The following is a 25,258-nucleotide window of genomic DNA, read 5'->3' as shown; positions in this document are numbered from 1 at the left end:
GCCGGTCGTGATCGATGCATTTTAGGGGACGCAGCGGGTACGCGAAGGCGTTTACAGTTCCGAAACCGTTACAGAACGGCGTCTGCACAAGGGGTTGGCGGCCTTGCCGAAGGGCGACGGCGCCCGTCGCGACACACGCGGATACGACCGCGCTCTCGACGAAAAGGCCGATCGTAACGTCCCTCCGAGCGATGGTGCGGTTACGCCACGAATCAATAACCGTTCACCGCTTGGCGCCACCGCGGGTACCGCGAACACTGGTGGCCGGCCGGTGCGCAGCGCCCGCCATCCTTTCAGCACAGGCTCCCCCCATCATGCCGCGTTTCAAGACGATGTTATCCTTCGCCCCATTCGCGCTCGTCCTTCTGCCGGACGTCGTATCGGCACAGGCCACGACGCCCGCCGACCCGGATGCCGCCCCGGCCGACATCGTCGTGTTCGGGCGCGGCGAGGCGAAGATCGGCACTGCCGGCGCCGCGAGCGAGGGTACGGTGGCGGGATCGGACCTGCTCGTCCGCCCGTTGCTGCGCGTCGCGGAACTGCTGGAGGCAGTGCCCGGCATGATCGCCGCCCAGCATTCGGGCAGCGGCAAGGCCAACCAGTATTTCCTGCGCGGCTTCAACCTCGACCATGGCAGCGACTTCACCACCTATATCGACGACGTCCAGATGAACCTGCGCACCCATGGCCATGGTCAGGGCTACCTCGACCTGAACGGCCTGATCCCGGAAGTCGTCGCGCGCGAGGATTATCGCAAAGGGCCCTATCGCGCCGATGGTGGCGATTTCGCGATGGCCGGGGCCGCCTATATGCGCACGATCGATAGAATCGCCGCGCCGTGGGTATCGGCGGAGGTCGGTTCCTATGGCTGGCGGCGGCTGGCGGCGGGTGGGTCGACCCGGCTGGGCGTGGGTGAACTGACGCTGGTTGGGCAGGCGAAGACCTATGACGGTCCGTGGCAGCTACCGGAGCGGCTGCGCCATCTGTCGGGTTTCGCCAAATATGCCGTGCCGACCGGGCTCGGTCAGCTGGAGGTCAGCCTGCAGGGTTATCGCGGGACATGGCGGCCGACCGAGCAGATCCCAGAAAGCATCATCGGCACACCGACCTGCCCCGACCGCTATTGCTCGCCCGATCCGACCGCGCGAGGCGAGACCAGCCGATTCATCGGTAATGTGCGGCTGTCGGGCGACAGCTATCGGCTGAATGCCTATGCGCAATATTACGACTGGTCGATGTATTCCAACCCGACCTATGCGAACATCGACCCGGCCGCGCCTGATTACGGGAAAAGCGCGCAGATCTTCCAGTTCGACAGGCGCTGGATCTTCGGAGTCAGGGGCGAGAAAAGGTGGCAGCTCGATCCGGCGCTGACGCTCGTCGTCGGTACGGAGGACCGCTATGACGACATCGGCAATGTCGGCGTCCATCACACGGTCGACCGGGCGTTCGTCTCCAGCTTCGGTGCTTATGCCGTCCGCGAGGCATCGGTGGCCGGATATGGCGAGGCGACGTGGAAGCCGCTGACGGGATTGCGCCTGACCGGCGGGGTGCGCGGCGATTATTATCATTACAACGTGCGCGCCCGGGACGCGGCGGCGGCGGCGCTGGGGCAGGGGAGCGGGGACGCCGCGCTCGTCTCGCCCAAGGCTGCGATCGCCTATGAGGTGACGCCGGCGGTCGAACTCTATGCCAATTGGGGGCGGGGTTTCCATTCGAACGACGTGCGCGGCGCGGTGACGGCGACGCCCGTGCCGGTCCTGGCGCGGGGCACCGGCAAGGAACTGGGCGTGCGATTCCAGCGGCCGAAGCTAGTTCTGACGGCCACTTATTGGTGGCTGGATGTCGCCAGCGAGCTGCGCTTCGTCGGGGACTCCAATACGGTCGAGCCGACCGGTGCATCACGCCGCCATGGTTACGAGCTGGTTGGCTTCTGGCGGCCCCTGCCATGGCTCGCGCTCGACGCCAACTATACCGCCAGCCACTCGCGCTACGATGACGGCCAGTTCATCCCCAACGCGTTCGACAATGCCGGGCAGGTCGGCGCATCGGCGGTGTTCCGCCAATTCGAAGCCAGCCTGCGACTGCGGCATCTAGGTCCCTATCCGCTGGTCGGCGACAACAGTCAGCGGGACAAGGGCAGCACCGTGGTCAATCTGCGCGGGGCGTGGAAGCCGGGCGCGGTGCAGATCTATGCCGAACTGCTGAACGTGCTGGCCAGTCGCGACAAGGATATTGCCTATTATTACGAATATTACGTGCCGGCGGCGATGCCCGCACCCGCACAGGGCCGCGTCAGCCGCGTCGTCGAACCGCGGACCCTGCGCATCGGCATGAAATATAGCTTTTAGGGCGGGCGGTGGTGCGATGGATCTCGCCATCCGGACGGGAGATGGCAGGCGTAACCGGCCTGTAACGGTTCTTTACTTCCCTGGCGGTGCCGACCTCCGGCTTGATCGACCATCGCTGCGCAGGAGGGCACAACCATGACGAACCGGATGTCCGTGACCGCGCCATGCCTCGCCGTGATGGGCTTGGCCATGGCGCTGACCGCCTGCAACCAGAAGCCGACCGAGTCCATCCGCGACATGATGGTCGGGCGGGTCCAGCCGACGGCGCAGACCTATTGGAACGCGGTGCAGTACATCAGCGACGAAAAGGGCACGCACAACATCGTACCCCGCAACGCCGCCGAATGGGACCGCACCCGCAAGGCGGCGGAGGACCTTTCCGACTATGGCAGGCAGTTGCAGACAAGGGCCTATTCGCAGGGGCGCGGCGAGGACTGGAACCAGTTCGCGCAGGGGCTGGTCGATATCGGCGCCGCCGCCGCCGATGCGGCGCGCAGCCGGAACCCGGATGCCGTGTTCGATGCCGGTGCATCCGTCTACAATGTCTGTGCCGCGTGTCATCAGGTGTACCTGCCCCGCACGACGTCGAGCACGAAGGCGCCGGTGATCGAGGGGCCGCAATGACCGGGACGGTCGCCACGGATCGGGTGCGCCGGGCGGCGAGGGTGTCGATGCGCGCCATGTTCGTCCTCGTGCTGGTGTCCGCTGCCACGGTCGCGGATGCGCACGATGTCGCCGCTGTGGACAAGGCCTTCGTCCAAGGCGTCACCGGGCCGGCGATCGGACCGTTCCTGTATCTGGGCGCCAAGCACATGGTGACGGGATACGACCATATCCTGTTCCTTGTCGGCGTCGTCTTCTACCTGCGCCGGCTCAGGCAGGTCATGCTGTATGTCTCGCTGTTCACCATCGGCCATTCGACCACGCTGTTGCTGGGGGTGCTGCTGAACATCGGCGTCGACACCCATCTGATCGATGCGATCATCGGCCTGTCCGTGGTGTACAAGGGGCTGGATAATGTCGGCGCGTTCCGCCGGCTGGGCGTGACGATCGATCCGCGTGCGGCGGTGCTGGTGTTCGGGCTGTTCCACGGCCTGGGATTGGCCACGAAGCTGATGGCCATGTCGGTTTCGCGCGATGGCCTGCTCATCAATCTCGTCTCGTTCAACATCGGCGTGGAGATCGGGCAGGTGATCGCGCTCGTCCTGATCGTGGCGCTCCTGAACCTGTGGCGCGACACGCCCGGCTTCGCGCGGGGGGCGACCGTTGCCAATCTGGCGCTGGTCGCCGCCGGGCTGCTTCTCACCGGCTATCAGTTGACGAGGTATGTAGCGACATGACCGAAAGCGTTTCCCAGGCGCATCGCCGCCGGTTGATCGGGATCGGCGCTGCCGTCATCCTCGCAGCGGCGACCGTGGTGGCGTTCGTGCTGCCGGCCGAATTTGGCATCGATCCGACGGGCATCGGCAGGGCGACTGGCCTGACCCGGATCGCGCAGCCTGCCAATCCCTATCTGGCGAAAGGGCTCCGGCGGACCGGCGTCTTCACGCGCAGCGACGGGCCGCCCACCCCTTTGCCCGGCGCATCGGATCATTGGGAATATGAGCTCGGCCCGTTCGAGGGCATTGAGCTGAAATATGTGATCGCGCAGGGCAGGCCGATCGTCTTCCGATGGTCGGCCACCGGCCCCCTCGACTATGACATGCACGCGCACCCGTTCGAGGGCGGCACCGACCTGACCGAAAGCTACAGCATCGAACGCGCCGACCGGTTGGGCGGGCGCTACGTCGCGCCCTTCACCGGCATTCACGGCTGGTACTGGCAGAACCGCAGCGCCGACCGCGTGAAGCTGACGCTCGATGCGTCGGGCGACATCCAGGGATCCAAGCTGTTCCCGACCGGCGGTGGCGAAATCGATCGCTCGCTGACGCCGAAGCCCGGCCGGGGATCAAACTAGCGTGCCCTGCTGCGCAACCGAGCCTCTCGCCGAAACGACGCCGAAGGGCATCCGCTGGAACGCCGGTGGCGACAGGATTTGACGGCCAATTGAGCATCATGGGGGAGGGGCAATGCGCGGTTCACGGACACTGGGTTCCGGGTTGGCAGCCTGTATCATGCTGGGCGCTGCGGGTAGCGCGCCTGCGTTCGCGCAAGAGGTGCCGGCTGCCGAAGTTCCATCGGCAGGGGCCACACGGCCTGCACCGTCGTCGTCATCCGATGGTCAGATCACTGTCATCGGATGGCGGCTGCGGCAACTGGATCAGGATACGACGACCGCGAGCCGGCTCGGACTGTCGATCCGTGAGACGCCGGCCACCATCGACCAGATCAGCGCCGAGGAGATGCTGTCCCGGGGCTTCCGCACGGTCGAGGAGGCGACGGTCCGCCTGCCCGGGGTGACGTCGGGCGGGTCGCCGGGGGATCCGGCGCTGTTCTCGATGCGAGGCTTCTCGGGCGAGCAGATCACCATCCTGCATAACGGCCTCTATCTCGGGCCGGCGAACATGATAAACCGGCCGGGCAACACCTGGAACATCGCCAGCATCGATATCCTGAAAGGGCCGGGCTCGGTCCTGTACGGGCAGGGAGCGATCGGCGGCGCGGTCAACATCGTCAACAAGAGCCCGGATTTCAGGGCGGACAGTCTCGACGCGCTGGCCTCCTATGCCAGCTTCGACACGCTGAGCCTGGGGGTCGGCGGCAATCATATCATCAATGATCGGGTCGCCGCGCGGGCGGATGTCAGCTATCACCGGACGGGGGGGTATGTAGACCGATCGGGCTCAAACTCGTTCAATGCGACGGCCGCGCTGCTGCTGAAGCCGAGTGACCGTCTGTCGATCGAGGCCAGTGTCGATTACCTGCGCGACGACCTGCCGAACTATTACGGGACCCCGCTGGTGCCCGCCGCGTTCGCCCGCGATCCTATCGGCGGCATCCTGCGGACGGCGAATGGCTATGTCGTCGACGGCCCCATGCGGTTCAGACAGTATAATGTCGCCGACAGTCGGCGGCATAGCTGGCAGGTCTGGCCACGCGTCGTCGTCAAATGGACGCCGACGGACGCGATCACCGTGTCGAATACCGCCTATTATTTCCATGCCGAGCGACAGTGGATCAACGCCGAAAACAATATCTTCAATCCGGCGACGCGGCGGATCGATCGCGACCGGTTTTTTGTCTTCCATGACCAGAACCTGGTCGGCGACCAGTTTTCTGCCACCTGGCGGCATGGCATCTTCGGGCTCGACAACCGGGTGCTGGTCGGTATCGATTACAGCCATCTCGATTTCATCCGCACGCGCGGCTTCCCGGACGGCGACAGCGTGGACCCGTACAATCCGGCCCCCGGTTCGTTCGGACCGCTGGTCCCCCGGGTCAGTCCCACCCGCTGGGATCAGGCGGCGCTGTTCGGCGAGGACGTGCTGAACCTGACCCCTGCGCTGAAGCTGGTGACGGGGGTACGCGCCGAGCGCCTCTATCTCACGCGCGAGAACTATAATGTGGACGGCGGCTTCAGCGCCGCCACCAGTTTCCGGCGGACCTACCGGCTGTTCAACTGGCGGGCGGGCCTGGTCTATGACATCGCCCGCAACGTCACGGTCTATGGGTCTTTCAGCACCGGCAAGGATCCGGTGGGGGCGAACATCTTCCTCGTCAACGCCAATCAGAATTTCGCCCTCAGCACCTCGCGGCAGGTCGAGGCGGGCGTGAAGGCCGATCTGTTGAACGGGCGCGGCTCCTTGACGCTCGCGCTCTACGACATCAGGCGCCGTAACATCCTGACCCAGGTCGCGATCGATACGGTCAGCAACATCGGCGGACAGACATCGCGTGGCGTCGAGTTTTCGGGCGAGGTGAAGGTCTCGCGCGGCTGGACGCTGATCGGCAGCGCAACCTATACCGATGCGCGATATGGCCGCTTCGTCGATCCGACCTATGGCATCGATGCGTCCGGCAATCGGCTCGCCAACGTTCCGCGATGGACGGGCAGTCTGTGGACCACGGTTCGTGACATCGCCGGCCTGCCGCTGGAGGCCGGCGGCGGCGTACGGTATGTCGGGGACCGCGTCGGCAACACCGCCAATACGCTGGTCCTGAAGCCCTATGCCACCGGCATCGTCTATGTGACCTATGCGGTGAACCGGAACCTGTCGCTCACCGGCCGCATCAACAATCTGTGGGACAAGACGTTCGTCCAGTGGGCGGACATCTATTATCCCTCGCAAGTGCAGCTGGGCGAGCCGCGCCGTTTCGAGGCCAGCGCGCTTGTCCGGTTCTAGGGCGCGATACTGGAAGGGCAGAGGCGTCACGGCAATCGTCTGGTTCCATCGCTGGCTGGGCGTGGCCACCTGCCTCGTCTTCGCGCTGTGGTTCGCGAGCGGTGCCGTGCTGCTCTTCGAACCCTTCCCCTCACTGGGCCGGGCGGAGCAACTCGCCCTGACCGCACCGGTCGCAACCGCACATGTCCGCATCGCCCCGTCGGCGGCGATCGCGGCGGCGCATGGAGAGGCGGCGGCCGTCCGCCTCGTGTCGCGCAACGGGCGACCAGCCTATGTCATCGAGACGGATCACGGCACGGCTGTCATCGATGCCGTGTCCGGCGGAAGGCTTGTGAACCTGTCAGCTGCCGATGCCGCCGCGATCGCGGCGCGGTTTTCGCCCGTCGCGATCGAGACGCCCGACCGCTTCGACTATGATCAGTGGGTGGCGCACAACCGGTTCGATCCGCTGCGGCCGTTCTACCGCATCGATCTTGCCGACATGGCGGGCACGCACCTCTATCTCTCGGCGGTGAGCGGCGAACTGGTCCAGCGCACGACGCGGCGGCAGCGCGGTTGGAACTGGATTGGGGCGGTGCTGCATTGGGTCTATTTCACCCCGCTGCGATCCAGCTTCACAGCCTGGGACCAGTCCGTCTGGTGGCTGTCGCTCGTGGCATTGCTGGTCGCCATGGCCGGGACCGTGCTCGGTGTGATCCGGATGCTGGCCGCCCGGCGGCGGCGCCCGCCATCGCTGAGCTATTTTCGCCGGAAATGGCTCCGTTGGCACCATATCCTCGGCCTGTTCGCCAGCCTGTTCGTGCTGGGCTGGACACTCAGCGGCTGGCTCTCGATGGATCACGGCCGCCTTTTCTCGCGCGGCGTCCTGCCTTCCGATCGTGCGACAGCCTATGCGGGAGGAACGATCGCGGACGGAGTCCGGAGATGGAAGCCGCAGACCTTACGCACGATCCGGGACGCGCGGCAAATCGACTTTTCGATCGTCGCGGGACAGCCGATCCTTACGGTCTGGCGCGCGGGAGCCCGTCCCGTCCCGCTGAATGCCGCCGGCAAGCCGCTGACGGAGGCGGAGGTCGACGCACTGGCCGTTCAGGGCATCATGCGGGCATGGTCCGATACGGCGCGGGTTGAAGTCTCACCGATCCGGGCAACCAGCGTCTATGCGCTGGCGGAGGGCTGGCCCGAAACCGCCAGGCTGGTGGCAGGTGACGGGCGGCGGCCCGACATCGTGTTCGACGGAGCGACCGGGCGGGTGCTGACGGTCAACGATGCGAGCCGTAAGGCCTATGGCTGGATCTACTACGCCCTCCACACCTTAAACGTCCCCGGCCTGATCGAGCGACCGACGCTTCGCCGGGTGATCATCCTGCCGCTTCTCCTGGCGGGTTTCCTGTTTAGCATCACCGGCGTCGTCCTGGGCTGGCAGCGCCTGCGCGGTGCTCGGTAGGTCCGCCGCGCCGGACCCCATTGGCCGGCGATCTGGGCGGAGGTGCGCCCGCCAAGTTGGGAGTGCGGTCTGGCGGTGTTGTAGCCGTGGCGCCAGACAGTCAGCGCCGTTCCGGCGTGGGCCAGCGCCATGCCCAGGATGAGGAACCGTGACGCGCCAAGGTAAGATCATCACGTCGTTATCAAGAATGTGGATATAAGGACATCCCTATATTTGGAGGTGCAGGCAAGCATCAGCGCTTGCGGCCTCGCCGTTGGCGGTCGCCGGGTTCATCGTCGGGGGGCTCGGTCGATTCGACCAGTTCGACGACCTCGAAGGCAAATCCTGCCCAGCCGCGCTGGCGCGCCGCGTCGGCTGCCGCTTCCTTCTTGCCCGTCGCGTCCTTCAGCGACTTGGCGTGGCCCCAAAAGACCTCGGTCTTGCCCTTGCCCAGGTCGGCGACGATCCGCCAATAATGGGTGAAGGGCGATGCGGTCGGTCCGATCGTCTTCACATAGCCGTCCGCCATGGTCGCGGTCAGATAGCGGGTCTTGCGTGCCATGCCGGCTGCGATAGCGCGGATCAGGGGCGCCCGCACCCGCTTGACGGCGCACCAAGCCTAGACCAAACAGAACGCGGCCGGAATGACCCGGTCATGATCGCGCCGGTTCTCCCGCAAGGGGGATTAAAAGGGAACGCGGTGAGGGCGAGCGATCGTCCGAATCCGAGGCTGTCCCTGCAACTGTAAGCGGCGAGCGGAAGCGCATGTGATCGGTCCTGCCGATCCAGCCACTGGGGAAACCTGGGAAGGCGCGCCATCCCGCGATGACCCGTGAGCCAGGAGACCTGCCGGCGTCAGGTCGCTCATGCCTGGTCCAGGGGATGGCCGTGGCACGGTGTCTTTTCCGACGAGCGACGCCAATGGTGGCGGAGGCGCATGGGTGACCATGAGAGTGCGGAATAAGCGTCCAGCATGCATGGCACCCGACCGTTCGGGGACGAACGGAAGGTCTCGGCTTGTTCGCAATGAGACGCTACAGGCAATAGAATGTTATATCGTAACTATCATGCAAATCGATGGGGGCTGCTCGGCGGGGTAGCGTTGGTGCTGGGCGGCAGTCCGGCCTGGGCACAGCGCGGCGGCGAGCCGGGCGGCGATGACGGATCGGTACTCGTCATCGGCACGCGCGAGAAGCCCGCGCTTGCCACGCCCAATGCAACCGCCAGCCGATTGGGTCTGACACCGCTGGAAACCCCCGCCACCATCACGTCGCTTGACGGCGAGACGATCCGCGCACGCGGCGACCAGTCGATCGTCGACGCGCAGAGCCGCGCGCCCGGCATCGCCAGCGTCGCCAATCCCGGCAATGGCGGCACCGCGCTGTCGGCGCGTGGCTTTTCGGGCCAGGGATCGGTGCTGCAACTGATCGACGGGGTGCGGCTGTTCCCGGCGGCGGGTACGATCACCTTCCCGACCGATCCGTGGATGGTCGAGCGTATCGACGTGCTGAGCGGCCCCGCCTCAGTCCTCTATGGCCAAGGCGCATTGGGAGGCGCGGTCAATGTCGTGATGCGCAAACCCAGTGAGCGGACCGAGGGGCAGGCCGAGATCGGCTATGGCGCGCAAAACAGCCTTCGCGCGGCGGCGGGGATTGGCGGGCCGGTCAGCGACACGCTGTCCTATCGCCTAGACGCCAGTTATCGGCGATCGGACGGCTATGTCGATCGCGGGGATTCGCGCAGCTTCGCATTGTCGGGGACGCTGTTGTGGAAGCCGTCGCCGACCCTGGCGGTGACGGTGCGCGGCGATCATGGCGATCAGCGGCCGACCCCCTATTTCGGGACGCCGCTGATCGACGGGCGGCTCGACCTCCGGGTGCGGGAGCGCAATTACAATGTCGGCGATGGCCGGATGCGGTTCCGTGACGATCGCGCCTCGGTGCAGGTGGACTGGGCGCCGAGTGCGGCGGTCAGCGTGTCGAACATCGCCTATTATCTGACCAGCGATCGCTTCTGGCGGAATCTGGAAAATTACTGCTGGGTCGGGGTGAGCGGCACCTGTGCGGATGGATCGACCGGCCTGCCGGGGACGATCCGACGGAGCAGCAATTACGGCATTCGCCACGACCAGACCCAATGGGGCGATCAGGCGAGCGTGACATGGCGCACGTCGCTGGCGCCCGGTATTGCCAATGCCTTCGTGATCGGGGCCGACGCCAATCTGGTGCGCTTTACGCATGAGAATGACTTCGGCTCGGATCCGCAGGTCGATGCGGTCGACCCCTTCTCCTTCGATCCGGGGCGCTTCCTGGATATGCAGGGAATCGCGCCCCGTTATCGCACCCGCACCGCCGCGCTGGCGGTGTTCGCCGAGGATCGGCTGACGCTGGGCCCCAAATGGTCGGTGGTCGGCGGTTTCCGCTATGAGGAGAATCAGGTGCGTCGCTGGGCGATCAGCTATCCGGGCGGCACGCGCACCGACAGCTTCGCCTTTGAGAAGACCTTCCGCAACGCCACCTGGCGCGCGGGTGTCGTCTATCAGCCGATGCCCACCCTTTCGCTCTATGGCCAATATGCGACGGGCGTCGATCCGCTGGGGACGCTGACCACCGTGTCCACGGGGCAGGTGGCGTTCAGCAACGCGCGCGGCAACCAGGTCGAGGCGGGGGCCAAGCTGCTGTTCCTGAACGGACGCGGCATGGCGACGCTGGCGGCGTATCGCATCGTCAAGACCGGGCTGCTGGCGCAGCGCACGCTGTCGGGGCCGGTCGAGCAGGTCGGGCAGCGATCGGCGCAAGGCGTGGAAGCGGCGATGTCGGTCGATTTGCCACAGGGTTTCGGCGTGGAGGCCAATGGCACGCTGCTGGATGCGCGGTTCGATGATTTCCGCTCCGGCGGCATGGATTATGGCGGCCGGACGCCCCCCAATGTGCCCGAGGCGCTGGGCAATCTCTGGCTGCGCTGGGATGCGACGCACCGCATACAGGCGCGCGCCGGGCTGCGCTATGTCGGGCGGCGTTTCTCGGACAATGGCAATGCGTTCCGCATCCCCGCTTATGCGACGGTGGACGGGACGCTGTCTTATGCGGTCGGCCCGCACATGGCGGTCGACCTGCGCGTCTATAATCTGTTCGACAAGGCCTATGCGATCACCGCCTATGGCGACCAGCAATGGATATTGGGGCGTCCGCGCTCGCTGGATGTCGCGCTTCGTGCGGCGTTCTGACCGGTCCTGGGGGAAGGCGGCGCTTCGGCTCGCCTTCCTCACCCATCGCTGGGCGGGGATCGTCGCCTGCCTGTTCTTCGCGATGTGGTTCGCGAGCGGGCTGGTCATGCTCTACGTGCCTTATCCATCGCTCAGCCCCGCGCAGAGCTGGGCGAGGGCGCAGCCGATCGATTGGGCAAGAGTGACGACAGGGCCGGGAGAGAGTGGCCGGCGGATCACGCTGGAGATGCGGGGCGACCTGCCAGTCTGGCGGATCGAGACGGTCGAGGGCGAGACGCATATCATTAGCGCGCAGGCGGGGCGTAAGCCGGCCAACGTCGATGCCGATTATGCGCGCCGGGTGGCGGCACGTTTCAGCAGCGCCCCTGTCGACAGCGTCGAGCGGATCGGGGATGACCAATGGACGGTCGCTGGCGGCTTCGATCGCCATCGCCCCCTGTGGAAGGCGACGCTCGCCGATGCGGGGGGAAGCGTCCTCTATATCTCCAGCCTGACCGGTCAGCCGGTGCAGCGGACCACGCGGACGCAGCGCTTCTGGAACTGGCTAGGATCGGTACCACACTGGCTGTACCCCACCGTCCTGCGGCGCGACAATGCGGCGTGGCGGCAGGTGGTGATGTGGGTGTCGGGGCCCTGCATCGCGGTGGCACTGACCGGCATGTGGATCGGCATCCTGCGGATGCGAATCGGGCGGCGGCGCTATCGGGGCGGGCGCATCACACCCTATCGCGGATGGATGATGTGGCACCATGTCAGCGGGTTGCTCGGCGGCGTCGTGCTGACGACCTGGATCGTCAGCGGCTGGCTGTCGGTCGATCCGGGTCGCGCCTTTGCGGGGGGCAGAGCCCCGGAGGCGGCGGCGCATGCCTATGCGGGGCGGACGGGTGTGTCGGTGGACAAGGATCGTTTGGCACGGCTTGCCGGCAATGCGCGGAGCGTCGAATGGAGCGGCGATGGTGGGTTGAAGCGGATCGCGATCGACCGCGCCTCTCCGCATCCGCGCTGGCTGGACCAGGCGAGCCTGGCGGCGATCGACATGCATCATATCCTCCCCTGCAAGGGGAGGTGGCAGGCCGAAGGCCTGACGGAGGGGTGTCCCGGCCGGCGAGGACAGGTTTTGCGACGACCGGGGACACCCCTCCACCATGCTTCGCATGGTCCCCCTCCCCTTGCAGGGGAGGAACGTCGGGCAGCCGATGAACGTCGATCGGCTCCGGCGCCCGCACGGCCGGTCGAAGAAGTGGCGTCGGCGGCGATGCTGGTTCCGCAGGGCCGGATGATCGCGGTCGAGCGACTCTCGCGGCCGGACTTCTACTGGACCGATGCCGCGCGCCTGCCCCTATTACGGCTACGGTTCGACGATGCGGCGCGGACCTGGCTCTACATCGACCCGATGAGCGGCGCGCTGGTCCAGCGACAGGATGCGACGCGGCGCGCCTATCGCTGGGTCTATACGTTGCTCCACACCTGGGACTGGCCGTGGCTGACCACGCGCCGGCCCGCTTGGGATGCCTGGATGTGGTTCTGGTCAATCGCGGGACTGGTCATGTCGGCGAGCGGCGTCGTCATCGGCTGGCGACGGTTGCGCCGTCCCGCGCGGCGGGAGGCGTGAAAACATCGCCATCGGGGTTGGCGGGAAGGGGGCCGCCCGCTTAGATGGGCGGCATGTGGCAACTCTATCAATTCCCGCTCTGTCCTTTCTCGCGCAAGGTCCGGCTGCTGCTGGGCGAGAAGGGCGTGGGCTATGAATTGGTCCGCGAGTCGCCCTGGCAGCGGCGCGACGAGTTTCTCGACATGAACCCCGCCGGCCAGACCCCGGTGATGGTCGATGAGGAGCGCGGCGTGCTGCTTGTCGACTCGATGGCGATTTCGGAGTTTTTCGAGGAGACGGTTGAGAAATCGGCGATGATCAACGGCACCGCCGTCGGACGTGCCGAAATCCGGCGGCTGGTGACCTGGTTCGACACCCATTTCTATCAGGACGTGACCGGCCCGCTGCTCCACGAACGCATGGTCAAGCGCGTCGCGCGCACCGGCAGCCCGGATGCCAAGGGTCTACGTGAGGCGATGAAGGCGGCGGTCGGGCATCTCGACTATACCGACTATCTGCTCGACCATCGCAACTGGCTGGGCGGCGCGACGATGAGTCTGGCCGATCTGGCGGCGGCGGCGCAGATTTCGGTCGCCGATTATCTGGGCGGCATCGATTGGAAGGGGCATGAGCAGACCGCGCGCTGGTATCGCGGGCTGAAGAGCCGTCCCTCCTTCCGCCCGCTGCTGTCCGAACGCATGGAAATGGTCACTCCGCCATCGCATTACGACAATGTCGACTTCTGACGTCGCACCTGCCGAGCGGATCGGCATCGACGACTTCCTGGCGGTCGACATCCGTGTCGGCACGATCATCGCCGCCGAACCCTTTCCGGAGGCGCGCAAGCCCGCGATCAAGCTGACCATCGATTTCGGCGAGGTAATCGGGGTGAAGCGCTCTTCGGCACAGATCACCCGGCATTACACGCCCGAGACATTGGTCGGGAGGCAAGTGGCGGCAGTGGTCAACTTTCCGGCCCGTCAGATCGGACCAATGATGTCCGAGGTGCTGACGCTGGGCTTTCCCGATGCCGGGGGGCAGGTGGTGCTGATCGCGCCGGATTTGCCCGTGCCCAATGGGGGACGGTTGTTTTGAGGTTTTGGAGGTGAGGGTTTCCCTTGGCCTTCGACTTCGCTCAGACTGAACGGGGGGTAGGGATTCGGGCTGGATACTGAAAGCGGTTCAGGCTGAGCGAAGTCGAAGCCCACGCCCCAACCTCCTGTTAGCCTTAACATTTCCTCTTGCGCCGTGCGCTCCGACGCGTACCCTCGCCGTCCGACCGTAGGGACATAACCCACGGAGGCAAGGAGGGGATATGATGTCCAATCGCTGGGCCCGCCATGCGCTGGCCGCTTTGCTAACGCTCTCGGTGGCGGCGCCCGCCATGGCGCAGAGTGACAAGATGGCACCGATTGCGGTGCCCGCACAACCGGGTGCCATCCCACTGAACACCGGTCCGCTGCCCGGCGCGAAGAACGCCGAGAGCTGGCACAGCCAGTATAACAGCGTCTTCGCGCGCAATGTGACTCAGGCGACGCTGACCCCCTTCCTGCCCGATCCCGCCAAGGCGACCGGCGCCGCCGTCATCGTCGCGCCCGGCGGCGGTTTCCGCACCCTATCGATGCAGAATGAAGGCTGGGACGTCGCCAAGGCGCTCGCCGATCGCGGCATCGCCGCTTTCGTCCTGAAATACCGGCTGAACCAGACGCCCGCCGATATGGGCGAGTTCGAAAAGTCGATGGCCGCGATGTTCTCCAGCGTCGCCCGTCCCACCGCACGGCCCAACCCTGAGGAAGCACTGAAGGGCCTCGCCCCCCAGATCGCCGATTCCCGCGCCGCCTTCGCGCTGGTCCGCCAACGGGCGGGCGAGTGGAAGGTCGATCCCAACCGCATCGGCATGGTCGGCTTTTCGGCGGGCGCGATGCTGACCGTCGCGACGGTGCTCGACGGACAGGCCAAGCCCGCCTTTATCGGGGACATCTATGGCCCGCTTCAGCCGATGACGGTGCCCGCCGATGCGCCGCCGATGTTCGCCGCGATCGCCGCCGACGATCCGCTGTTCGCCGGCAAGGGCTTCGGCCTGATCGATCAGTGGCTGGCGGCTAAAAAGCCGGTCGAGTTCCACTTCTATGGCCACGGCGGCCATGGCTTCGGCATGTATCCGAAGGCAACGACCAGCACGGGCTGGTTCGATGCCTTCTACCGCTGGATCGTGATGGAAGGCTTCCTGAAGCCGAAGGCGTAATCCATCCTCTCCTGTAAGGGGAGGTGGCAGGCCGCAGGCCTGACAGAGGGGTGTCCCCGGTCGCGAGCTATATAGGTACCTCGCCAAGCGGATACCCCTCCACCAGCTTCGTCGGTCCTCCCGTGCCCGGGCACAGTTTACCTCTGCTTGGCATGAGATGTCGGTTGAGGAAGAGGTCGAGAGTGATGGCGAGCATCTCCCATGATTTGGAGAAACGCTGGGAGCGGCAGTTGAAGCGGGCCAGATTGTCTTGGACGGAAGAGTGGGTGACCCGATGAGGTGGGTCTGCGCCTTGGTTTGAGCGTGAGGGGTGGTGACGCCGTGGCGCTGGAAGGCGAGGCGGTAGCGGGAATTGGCGTCGGTGAAGAGGGCGGCGATGTCGGGCACGACGCGGCGAGTGCGTTCGTAGCGCTCTATGGCGCTGGAGACGCCTTTGTCGCCGATGTGATAGGCAACAACGCGACGCTGCGTCCGGCTATAAGCAGTCCATATGACGGCCCGCCCCTGTTGTTTGGACGAAGCTGTGGATCTCGTCCATCTCGATGACCGCGGGCATCTGGTCTTCGACCGCTTGCGAGGCTTGCCGCAGTTGTTCGACCAGGCGCTGATGGGCTTTACGGGTCCACTTCAGCACCCCGCAGGCAAGGCGCCTGTGAACCGAGCGATCTTCCGGATGCCGACATTGGTCAGGGGCCATCAGTCAACATTGCCCCTGTAAGGGAGGAACAGGGGGTAGGGGGGCTTGCCCTTCGCCCCTCATCCCGATTAAACGCCCCGTCATTCGCAAGGACCCGGTGAAATCCCGGGTGGCTATTCCGGCCGCCGATCCGCCGGACAACAGACAGCATGGTTCCTCATCTCCGCTCGTAGACGCTCGAGCGGCTTTGCCATGCGCCTGATCCTGGTTTTTCATGACTGTTCAAAACTACCGAACCCAATGGTTCTCCAACCTGGGCGATGCGCGGCGCGATGTGCTGGCGGGTATCGTCGTGGCGCTCGCTCTGATCCCCGAGGCGATCGGCTTTTCCATCATCTCGGGCGTCGACCCGCGTGTCGGCCTCTATGCCTCGGTCGCGATCGCGATCGTCATTTCCTTTCTCGGTGGCCGGCCGGCGATGATCTCGGCCGCGACCGCCGCCGTGGCGGTCGTCGTTACCCCGCTGGTCCGCGAGCACGGCGTCGATTATCTCTTTGCCGCGACCATCCTGATGGGTCTGATCCAGATCGCCGCCGGCTTCCTCCGGCTCGATCTGGTGATGCAGTTCGTCTCGCGATCGGTCATCACCGGCTTCGTCAACGCGCTCGCCATCCTGATCTTCATGGCGCAGTTGCCGCAACTGACCGGGGTGACCTGGCACAGCTATGCGCTGGTCGCCGGCGGCCTGGCGATCATCTATCTGCTGCCGCGCGTGACCAAGGCGGTGCCCTCCCCGCTGGTCGCGATCCTGGTGCTGGCGGGCATCAGCATCGCGATGGGCCTGCCGGTGCGCACCGTGGGCGACATGGGCCGGCTGCCCGAGGGGCTGCCCAGCCTGGTGCTTCCCCACGTGCCGCTGACCTTCGAGACGCTGCGCATCATCCTGCCCTATTCGCTGACCATGGCGGCGGTCGGCCTGCTCGAATCGCTGCTGACCGCGCAGATCGTCGACGACATGACCGACACGGACAGCGACAAGCGCCGCGAGTGCGTGGGCCAGGGCGGCGCGAACATCGCCGCCGCATTGGTCGGCGGCATGGGCGGCTGCGCGATGATCGGCCAATCGGTGATCAACGTCACGTCCGGAGGGCGCAAGCGTCTGTCGACGCTGACCGCCGGGCTGTTCCTGCTGTTCCTCCTCGCCGTACTCGGCCCCGTGGTCGGGCGCATTCCGATGCCGGCCTTGGTCGCCGTCATGATCATGGTTTCGATCGGCACCTTCAGTTGGAACTCCATCCCCAATCTGCGCCGACATCCGCCGACATCGTCGATCGTCATGCTGGTCACGGTGGCGGTGGTCGTCGCCACCCGCGACCTGGCGCAAGGCGTGCTGGCGGGCGTGCTGCTGTCGGGCGTCTTCTTTGCGGGCAAGGTCCGCCGCCTGTTCGCGGTCGAGCGGATCGAGGAGGCCGGTGCCATACGCTACCGGGTGACGGGGCAGATCTTCTTCGCCTCGGTCGATCGCTTCACCCGCGCCTTCCTGCCCGAACAAGGACGCAGCGTCGTGATCGACGTGTCGGCGGCGCATTTCTGGGATATTTCGGGCGTCGGCGCGCTCGACAAGATCGTCGCGCGGTTGCGCCGCGATGGCTCGGCGGTCGAGGTGATCGGCTATAACCAGGCGAGCGCTGACCTGGTCGACCGTTTCGCCCTCCACGACAAGACGGGGTTCGAACTCGGCGCGGTGCCACACTGACGCATGGAATGGGGCGGTAGTGTTGACGCATGGCGCCGCCTCGCTCAAACGCCTGAGCCATGCGCTTTTTCTCGGACAACGCCGCTCGTATCCATCCCAAGGTGATGGAGGCCATCGCCGGCGCTGATCAGATGGACACCGCCTATGACGGCGACCGCTGGTCCAAGGCGCTGGACGGGCGGCTGTCCGAGCTGTTCGGGACGCAAGTCGACGTGCTGTGGGTCCCCACCGGCACCGCCGCCAACTGCCTGGCGCTGGCCGCGCTCTGTCCGCCCTATGGCGGCGTGGTCTGCCACCGCGACTCGCATATCCAGAATGACGAGGGCGGCGCGCCCGAATTCTACACCCATGGCGCCAAGCTGATGCTGGCCGATGGCGAGGGGGCGAAGCTGACCCCCGATACGATCCGGAGCGTGATCGACGCCATCGCCAACGACGTGCACCGGGTCCAGCCGCACGCCATCTCGATCACCAACGCCACCGAATATGGCCGCGTCTACAATCCGGACGAGGTCGCCGCGATCGGCGCGCTGGCGAAGGAACGCGCGCTCGGTTTCCACATGGATGGCGCACGCTTCGCCAATGCGGTGGCGCGGCTGGGTTGCACGCCCGCCGCGCTGACCTGGCAGGCGGGCGTCGAGGCCTTGTCCTTCGGCTTCGTCAAGAATGGCGCGATGAGTGCCGAGGCGCTGGTCTTCTTCAAACCCGGCCTTGCCGACGTCACCCGCCGCCGCCGCAAGCGCGCCGGGCTGCTCATGTCCAAGGGCCGCTATCTGGCGGCACAGGTGCTGGCGATGGTCGAGGATGATCTGTGGATCGCCAATGCCGCGCTGGCCAATGCCTGTGCCGAGCGGCTGGCGGGCGCGGCGGCTAGCCGCTTGGTCCACCCGGTTGAGGCCAATGAGGTCTTCCTGCGCGCTACGCCCGAGGAGGCCGCCGCTTTGCGCGCGCAAGGGTTCGACTTCTACGACTGGGCGGAGGGAGAAATCCGCCTCGTCACGGCCTGGGACACGGACGCGCACGATGTCGCGCGCCTCGCCGATGCGATCGCCGCGCTATGAGCGAGTTCGACACCGGCCCGCGCTCGACGCGCGCCTCCGTCCTCATCCCCTTTGCCATCGTCACGCTGATCTGGGGTTCGACCTGGCTGGTCATCCGCGACCAGATTTCGGTCGTCCCCGCCACCTGGTCGGTCAGCTATCGCTTTCTGGTCGGCGGGCTCGCCATGGGCGCCTTCGCGCTCGCCAAGCGCGAGAGTTTCCGTCTCGGCACCACCGGCTGGCTGTTCGCCGCCGGGATCGGGCTGTTCCAGTTCGTCCTGAACTTCAACTTCGTCTACCGGGCGGAGGCGTATATCACCTCCGGGCTGGTCGCGGTCGTCTTTGCGATGCTGCTGATCCCCAATGCCGGTTTCGCGCGGCTTTTCCTGGGCCAGCGCATGGGGCGGCAGTTGCTGATCGGCTCGGGGATCGCGATGGCGGGCGCGGCCCTGTTGTTCGTGCATGAGGCGCGAGTCGATCCGGCGGGCCCCGCGCGCGCGCTGACCGGGATCGTGCTGACCATCGTCGCGATCCTGTCCGCTTCGACCGCCAATGTCATGCAGGCGACCAACACCGCCAAGCGTTTCCCGATGCACGCGACCTTGAGTGTCGCGATGCTGATCGGATCGGCGCTGGATGCGGTCATCGCCTATACGCTGAACGGCCCGCCGGTGTTCGAGATGCGCGCCGGCTATGTGCTCGGCATCCTCTATCTCGGCCTCTTCGCCTCGGCGCTGGCCTTTCCGCTCTATTACCGGGTGCTGCGCACGATCGGCCCGGCCAAGGCGGCCTATTCCAGCGTCATCGTGCCCGTCATCGCGATGAGCCTGTCGACGGTGTTCGAGGGCTATCGCTGGTCGCTGCTGGCAAGCGCGGGGGCGGGTGTCACGGCGCTGGGGCTGGTCATCGCGCTCAAGGCGCGTAGGCCCAATCGGTAATTGGGATAAAGCGGGCGCCAGTTCAGTACCCGCTTGGCCTTGCCATTCGCCACCCGCCGATTCTCGGCATAGAAACCGCGCGCCGCCGCCGACAGGCTTTCCAGCGGCACCAGCGGCGGCGGCGGCAGGCCCGCCAGCGTCGCGGCGTACGAAACCACCGCATCCTGGTCGCACGGAAAATCGTCGGCGAGATTATAGGCCCCCGCCGGACCATCGAACCCGGCGATCACACCCGAGACGATATCGGCGATATGCACCCGGCTGAACACCTGGCCGAGCAGCCCGACACGGTGCGCCCGTCCCGCCCGAACGCGGTCGATGGGCGAGCGGCCGGGGCCATAGATGCCCGGCAGGCGAAACACACGGGCGCCCAGCGCCTGCCAGTCCGCGTCCGCTGCCGCACGGGCAGCCCTGCGACCCGAGCCGATCGGCGCCGTCTCATCGACCCAGGCACCGCCAGCATCGCCATAAACGCCCGTCGAGGACAGATAGCCGAGCCACGCATCCGAGTGCGCGAGTAGCGTGCCATAGGCGACCAATACCGGATCGACCTCGTCCTCGGGAGGGACGGAGGACAGGATATGCGTGGCGGCGGTGATCTCCGCCATCACGCGCTCGCGGTCGTCGAACCTCAAAGTACCGCCGCGCCCGTCACGGGTCGTCCCCGTGACGGACCAGCCCCGGCCCTCCAGCAACGCCGCCAGATGACCGGCGGCATAGCCCATGCCGAAGACGAAAAGACGACCCACCAACTCAAACCTCCGTTCGCCCTGAGCGAGGTCGAAGTGCACGCCCCCGGATAGGCCACAAGCCCAAGGTCATCCCATGGCCTTCGACTTCGCTCAGGCTGAACAGGCGTGGGGGAGATTTGGCCTCAAACAGCCCGAATTCCCTGTCACTCCTTTCACTTCGCCGCCATCGGCCCCTTGTAGAGCGTGCCGAAATAATCGCCCTTGTTCCACACCGGCCGCTCCGCGCCATCGGCGATCTCGCGGGCGATGGCGTAGTTCACGCTGACGAAACGCGGGCCCTGGCTCCAGTCGATGCCCTGATCCACCTCATCGCCGGGCTTGTGATAGCGGTGGCTCATGAAGTCGGCGACCGCCGCCTTGCCCGGTCCCGCCTGGCCCGGCCAGAGGAAGACCGAGGGGATGCCTTTCTGCACGAAACGGAAATGGTCGGAGCGGACGAAAATCCCCTCCTCGGGCATCGGATCGGGCGCGACCGGCAACCCCATCGCGCCGACCGCCTTGCGAACGATCGGCCCGAGGGTCGAGCGGTCCGCGCCGAACACCACCATATCCTCGAACTTGTAGGTCAGGATCGGCATGTCGAGATTGACGTCGGCGACGATCGACGACAGCGGCACGGTCGGATGGTTGGCGAAATAGTCGGAGCCGACCAGCCCCTTTTCCTCCGCCGTCACCGCCAGGAACATGACGGTGCGCTTGGGCGCGGCCGCCGCCTTGAAGCGCTTGGCCTCCTCGATCAGGCTGGCGATGCCGATCGCATTGTCGAGCGCGCCATTGTTGATCCGGTCGCCATCGCCGCCCTCATTGACGCCGATATGGTCGAGATGCGCCGACAGGACGACGACTTGGTCCTTCAGCTTGGGATCGCTGCCTGGGATCAGGCCGATGACGTTGCTGCTGTCCATCGGCTTGAAGCTGGTCTTGGACGCGACCGTCATCTGCCCCTTGGCGGCGACGGGCGTGAAGCGGGGCTTGGTCGCGGCGGCGGCCTTGGTGATCGCCGCCCAGTCCTTGCCGAACAGCTTGGCCGCGCCGCCTTGCGACAGCGTGCCCAGCACCGGTGTCGTCGGCGTCATCGCATGCGCGGTGCCGTCCGGGTTCGCCCAGGTCACGCGCTGCGCATCATAATAGCGGGCGAGCGTTGCGAAGGGACGCTGTCGCGCGTTGGCGCGTGGCATGTCGATCTGCACCGCCCCGACCGCCCCCCGCGCCGCCGCCAGCGCCGCCTTGTTCACCGCCGATCCGAAAAAGGCGCGCTCCTCGCCGCCCAGACCCTCGGGCGTGCCGGGCAGGAAAGCGACGATCTTGCCGCGCACATCGGCGCCCTTGTAATCGGCCAGGCCATATTGCGCGGCGTCGATGCCATAGCCGACGAAGACGACCGGCGCGGTCAGGCTGGTTTCCCGGGCATTGGGCACGGGCGAGGGGACGAAATCCTCGCCAAAGACCAGCTCCTGCGCCTGGCCGCCCGCCGGCGTCCACATCGCACTGCCCTTGTCGGCGAGCTTGTAGCCGACCAGCGGCACCTTCTGCAGATAGCCGCCCTCGTCGCCACCCGGGCGCAGGCCCGCCGCATAGAATTGCGCGGCGACATATTGCGCAGCGATGTCGTAATCGCGGGTCCCCGCCTCGCGCCCCGCCATCGCGTCCGACGCCAGGAACATGACATGCGCCTTCATCGCCGCCTGATTCTCGGGCAGCGGGGCGGTGATGGTTGCGTTGCGTTCGGCAGCGCTGCGCTGGGGTGTCGCGGTCTGGGCCGTGGTCGGGGCAGTCTGCCCATGGTCGTGATCATGGTCATAGGCAAAAGCGGCGGTGGACAGGAGAAGCAGCGGCAACAGAGCCGTCGAACGCGACATGCAGGACCTTTCGGGAAATGACAGGCCCTAAGGGGTATCATGCCGCCCCCCGCGATCAAGCGGCATGCCTTGTCATATCACGCTTTTTTCCTGTGCGCCCGCCATGGTCCTATGGGATCGGCAGGGCTATATTCCCGCGATGGATATCCAGCACAGCGCGGCCCAGCCCAGCACCACCCCCGCCGCCATCCGGCGCGAGGATTATTGCCCGCCCGCCTGGGCTGTGCCCGAGATCACGCTGGATTTCCGGCTCGACCCCGCCGAAACCCATGTTCGCGCCGCCCTGTCCGTCACGCGCAGCAGCGCCCATGGCGAGCCGCTGCGCCTCGATGGCGCGGGCCAGACGCCGGTGTCGGTCAAGGTCGACGGGGTCACGATCAACGACTGGCGGATGGAGGGCGAGCAACTGGTCGTGCCGCTGTCCGGCGACACCCATGTCGTCGAGACCGAGGTGGTGATCGCCCCCGATCGCAATACCCAGCTGATGGGCCTCTACGCCTCGGGCGGCAATCTGTGCACCCAGTGCGAGGCCGAGGGGTTTCGCCGCATCACTTTCTTCCCCGACCGGCCCGATGTGCTCAGCGTCTACCGGGTACGCATGACGGCGGATGCGCAGCGTTTCCCGGTGCTGCTCGCCAATGGCGATCCGGTGGCGCAGGGCGCGAATGACGACGGCACCCAATGGGCAGAGTGGCATGATCCCTTCCCCAAGCCCTCCTATCTCTTCGCGCTGGTGGCGGGCGATCTGGCGGTCAACCGCGCGACCTTCACCACGATGAGCGGGCGCGAGGTCGAGCTCGGCATCTGGGTGCGCGCCGCCGATCTGGCCAAGACCGATCATGCGCTCCATGCGCTGAAGCTGTCCATGGCCTGGGACGAACGCGTCTATGGCCGCGAATATGATCTCGACGTGTTCAACATCGTCGCGGTCGACGATTTCAACTTCGGCGCGATGGAAAATAAGGGGCTGAACATCTTCAACAGCCGCTACATCCTCGCCGATCCCGACACCGCTACCGATTACGACTATGACGCGATCGCCGCCGTCGTCGCGCATGAATATTTCCACAACTGGTCGGGCAACCGGATCACCTGCCGCGACTGGTTCCAGCTTTCCTTGAAGGAAGGCTTCACCGTCTATCGCGACCAGTGTTTCTCCGCCGACCAGGGATCGGCGGCGGTCAAGCGGATCGAGGAGGTGCGCGGGCTTCGCGCCAGCCAGTTCCCGGAGGATTCGGGGCCTCTCGCCCATCCGGTGCGCCCGGAAAGCTATATCGAGATCAGCAACTTCTACACGGCGACCATCTATAACAAGGGCGCCGAGCTGATCCGCATGATGGCGACCATCCTGGGCCCGGTGAAGTTCCGCGCCGCGACCGATCTGTATTTCGACCGTTTCGACGGGACGGCCGCGACCTGCGAGGATTTCGTCGCCTGCATGGAGGAAGCAGGCGGCGTCGATCTGCGCCAGTTCCGCCTCTGGTATAGCCAGGCCGGCACGCCGCGCGTCTCGGCCGGGCTTTCCCATGAGCCCGGCGGCGGCCGCGCGGTGCTGCGCCTGGCCCAGCATGTCCCGCCGACGCCCGGCCAGCCGGTCAAGCAGCCCATGGTCCTGCCGCTCAAGGTCCGGTTGTTCGGTGCGGAGACCGGCCGTCCGCTGACCGACGAGCGGCTGATCCTGCTCGACCAGGTGGCCGAGACGATCACCTTCGAAGCCATCACCGAACGCCCCGTGTTGTCGATCAATCGCGGCTTCTCTGCCCCCGTCGTCATCGAAAGCGACCGTACGGCCGAAGATCTCGCGTTCCTTTCGGCGCATGACGACGATCCCTTCGCCCGGTACGAGGCGATGCAGCAATTGATGCTCGACACGCTGGTGGCGGGCACGATCAACGGCACGATGAACAGCGAGGCGGTGATCGACGCCGTCGCGCGCACGCTGGAGGCCGAGGGGCTGGAGCCGGCGTTCCTGGCCGAAGCCGTCCTGTTGCCGTCGGAGAATTTCATCGGTGACCAGCTCGCCATGGTCGATCCCGATGCGATCCATGCGGCGCGCGAGTCGCTGCGGGAACAGCTTGGTCGGGCTTTGGCGCCGGCGTGGCGGCGGCTCTATGCCGAAATGGCGCAAGGGGCCTATGTCTATTCGCCCGAGGCCAAGGGGCGCCGCCGTCTGCGCAACGTCGCGCTCGGCTATATCGCGGCCAGCGGTGCCGAGGATGCCGCCGCGCTTGCGCTCGCCCAGTTTGACGACGCCGACAATATGACCGACCGGCAAGCGGCTCTGACCACGCTGGTCGGCACCGACGCGCCCGAACGCGAGGTCGCGCTGGAGCGTTTCCATGCACGCTATGCCGACAATGCGCTGGTCCTCGACAAATGGTTCCAGACCCAGGCGCTGTCGTCGCGCGACGATACCGGTGCGGTCGTGGCGCGGCTGGCCGAGCATCCCCACTTCACGCTCGCCAACCCCAATCGCGCGCGGTCGCTGATCGGCGCCTTCGGGATGAACCAGCGGGCGTTCAACGCCGCCGACGGCTCGGGCTATCGCTTCCTGGCGGATCAGCTGATCGCGCTCGACCGGCTCAACCCGCAGACGGCAGCCAAGCTGCTACCGCCGCTGGGACGCTGGCGCCGGTTCGACGCCGAGCGGGCAAAGCTGATGCGCGCCGAACTGGCGCGCATCGTCGCGACGCCGGGGCTGTCGAAGGACCTGTTCGAACAAGCATCGAAGAGTTTGGATTGATCCTCCCCGTTCCGGAGCAATGTTGACTAAGGGCTGTTAGGTTGAACCCATGCTTTGGTAGCAAGGCTGGAGGATGGGATGGTGTGTTATCATGGCGGTAGCGACCAGATGTCCGCGGTTATCGAGATGGACGAAATCCACACCTTCGTCCAAAAAACAGTGCCGGGCCGTCATATGGACTGCTTATAGTCGGACGCAGCGGCGCGTTGTTGCCTATCACATCGGCGACAAAGGCGTCTCCAGCGCCCTAGGTGTTTGATGCCACGGTTTGATGGTGCGATCCTTTCGTTGGAATGGAAGGAAGCCGTATGGGACAGGTTCGTCACGGGTGCGCGACGACCACGCACGCCGTCCGAGCAGCAATACAGCGATCGCAAGCTTCGCTCGCGGCGCTGAGCCGTGAGCTGGGGA

18 protein-coding genes, 2 pseudogenes, 1 riboswitch and 1 other annotated feature are annotated in these 25,258 nt (G+C 66.0%); of the genes and pseudogenes, 16 read left to right on the top strand and 4 right to left on the bottom strand.

Features of this window, described 5'->3' with window-relative positions; translation table 11 throughout:
* Positions 1–314 precede the first annotated feature (314 nt).
* The 6 genes from SP6_RS18195 (at position 315) to SP6_RS18170 (ending at position 8,081) form a co-directional block, all read left to right on the top strand.
* Positions 315–2,351 carry a TonB-dependent receptor gene (locus SP6_RS18195; RefSeq protein WP_007405541.1) on the top strand — a complete coding sequence of 679 codons (2,037 nt, stop codon included), beginning with the start codon at positions 315–317 and terminating at the stop codon, positions 2,349–2,351.
* Positions 2,352–2,486: 135 nt separating this feature from the next.
* Positions 2,487–2,975, top strand: a complete 489-nt coding sequence (locus tag SP6_RS18190; RefSeq protein ID WP_037568982.1) for a hypothetical protein — start codon at positions 2,487–2,489, stop codon at positions 2,973–2,975.
* Positions 2,972–3,691, top strand: a complete 720-nt coding sequence (locus SP6_RS18185) for a HupE/UreJ family protein (RefSeq protein WP_007405531.1) — start codon at positions 2,972–2,974, stop codon at positions 3,689–3,691. Before SP6_RS18190 ends, SP6_RS18185 begins: the two co-directional genes overlap by 4 nt.
* On the top strand, positions 3,688–4,308 hold the full coding sequence (locus SP6_RS18180; protein ID WP_007405568.1) for a hypothetical protein: 621 nt from the start codon (positions 3,688–3,690) through the stop codon (positions 4,306–4,308). The genes SP6_RS18185 and SP6_RS18180 overlap by 4 nt, the downstream gene beginning before the upstream one ends.
* Before the next feature lie 157 nt (positions 4,309–4,465).
* Positions 4,466–6,634 carry a TonB-dependent receptor gene (locus SP6_RS18175; RefSeq protein ID WP_007405581.1) on the top strand — a complete coding sequence of 723 codons (2,169 nt, stop codon included), beginning with the start codon at positions 4,466–4,468 and terminating at the stop codon, positions 6,632–6,634.
* Entirely contained in the window at positions 6,621–8,081 is a 1,461-nt protein-coding gene (locus tag SP6_RS18170; RefSeq protein ID WP_113667912.1) for a PepSY domain-containing protein, read from the top strand. The genes SP6_RS18175 and SP6_RS18170 overlap by 14 nt, the downstream gene beginning before the upstream one ends.
* 53 nt (positions 8,082–8,134) lie before the next feature.
* Here SP6_RS18170 and SP6_RS21725 read toward each other — a convergent pair.
* Positions 8,135–8,212 (bottom strand): annotated as a pseudogene (locus SP6_RS21725) (integrase core domain-containing protein); the annotation flags it as partial.
* A 101-nt stretch (positions 8,213–8,313) separates the two neighbouring features.
* Complete coding sequence (locus SP6_RS18165) at positions 8,314–8,622, bottom strand: hypothetical protein (protein ID WP_007405627.1); 309 nt, start codon at positions 8,620–8,622, stop codon at positions 8,314–8,316.
* A gap of 86 nt (positions 8,623–8,708) precedes the next feature.
* Positions 8,709–8,928: riboswitch (cobalamin riboswitch) on the top strand.
* A 180-nt stretch (positions 8,929–9,108) separates the two neighbouring features.
* Between SP6_RS18165 and SP6_RS18160 the strand changes: the two genes are divergently transcribed.
* The 8 genes from SP6_RS18160 to SP6_RS18125 all read left to right on the top strand — a co-directional run bounded on the left by SP6_RS18160 (position 9,109) and on the right by SP6_RS18125 (position 19,493).
* Positions 9,109–11,286 (top strand): TonB-dependent receptor, encoded by a 2,178-nt coding sequence (locus SP6_RS18160; protein ID WP_007405563.1) that lies wholly within the window; start codon positions 9,109–9,111, stop codon positions 11,284–11,286.
* A complete protein-coding gene (locus SP6_RS18155) occupies positions 11,273–12,898 on the top strand; it encodes a PepSY domain-containing protein (RefSeq protein WP_007405498.1) in 1,626 nt (541 codons plus the stop codon). The genes SP6_RS18160 and SP6_RS18155 overlap by 14 nt, the downstream gene beginning before the upstream one ends.
* A 53-nt stretch (positions 12,899–12,951) precedes the next feature.
* Positions 12,952–13,623 (top strand): glutathione S-transferase family protein, encoded by a 672-nt coding sequence (locus SP6_RS18150; RefSeq protein ID WP_007405605.1) that lies wholly within the window; start codon positions 12,952–12,954, stop codon positions 13,621–13,623.
* The gene (locus tag SP6_RS18145; protein ID WP_007405595.1) at positions 13,610–13,972 is read left to right on the top strand and encodes a tRNA-binding protein; all 363 of its coding nucleotides are present in this window, start codon (positions 13,610–13,612) and stop codon (positions 13,970–13,972) included. Before SP6_RS18150 ends, SP6_RS18145 begins: the two co-directional genes overlap by 14 nt.
* Before the next feature lie 220 nt (positions 13,973–14,192).
* Positions 14,193–15,122: an alpha/beta hydrolase gene (locus tag SP6_RS18140; RefSeq protein WP_007405593.1), complete on the top strand. Its 930-nt coding sequence runs from the start codon at positions 14,193–14,195 to the stop codon at positions 15,120–15,122.
* Between the two features lie 784 nt (positions 15,123–15,906).
* Positions 15,907–15,962, top strand: a sequence feature (sul1 is cis-regulatory element that is thought to sense ions involved in sulfur or methionine metabolism; They are found in Alphaproteobacteria).
* A gap of 71 nt (positions 15,963–16,033) precedes the next feature.
* Complete coding sequence (locus SP6_RS18135) at positions 16,034–17,515, top strand: SulP family inorganic anion transporter (RefSeq protein WP_007405565.1); 1,482 nt, start codon at positions 16,034–16,036, stop codon at positions 17,513–17,515.
* Positions 17,516–17,574: 59 nt separating this feature from the next.
* A complete protein-coding gene (locus tag SP6_RS18130; protein WP_007405556.1) occupies positions 17,575–18,576 on the top strand; it encodes a threonine aldolase family protein in 1,002 nt (333 codons plus the stop codon).
* Complete coding sequence (locus SP6_RS18125; RefSeq protein ID WP_007405584.1) at positions 18,573–19,493, top strand: DMT family transporter; 921 nt, start codon at positions 18,573–18,575, stop codon at positions 19,491–19,493. Before SP6_RS18130 ends, SP6_RS18125 begins: the two co-directional genes overlap by 4 nt.
* Here the strand turns inward: SP6_RS18125 and SP6_RS18120 are convergent.
* Complete coding sequence (locus SP6_RS18120; RefSeq protein ID WP_227876569.1) at positions 19,403–20,242, bottom strand: Rossmann-fold NAD(P)-binding domain-containing protein; 840 nt, start codon at positions 20,240–20,242, stop codon at positions 19,403–19,405. The genes SP6_RS18125 and SP6_RS18120 overlap by 91 nt on opposite strands.
* A 155-nt stretch (positions 20,243–20,397) precedes the next feature.
* Positions 20,398–22,104, bottom strand: a complete 1,707-nt coding sequence (locus tag SP6_RS18115; RefSeq protein ID WP_007405590.1) for a M28 family peptidase — start codon at positions 22,102–22,104, stop codon at positions 20,398–20,400.
* Positions 22,105–22,243: 139 nt separating this feature from the next.
* On the opposite strand from SP6_RS18115, the gene pepN reads away from it, so the two are divergent.
* Both pepN and SP6_RS21565 read left to right on the top strand, forming a co-directional pair.
* On the top strand, positions 22,244–24,847 hold the full coding sequence (gene pepN, locus SP6_RS18110; RefSeq protein WP_042469432.1) for an aminopeptidase N: 2,604 nt from the start codon (positions 22,244–22,246) through the stop codon (positions 24,845–24,847).
* Positions 24,848–25,155: 308 nt separating this feature from the next.
* Positions 25,156–25,258, top strand: a pseudogene (locus SP6_RS21565) (IS481 family transposase); the annotation flags it as partial.

The organism is Sphingomonas paucimobilis NBRC 13935, from assembly GCF_000739895.2.
GTDB lineage: Bacteria > Pseudomonadota > Alphaproteobacteria > Sphingomonadales > Sphingomonadaceae > Sphingomonas > Sphingomonas paucimobilis.
The sequence above is the reverse complement of the archived record's forward strand: the minus strand, read 5'-3'. Positions and strand labels throughout refer to the sequence as shown.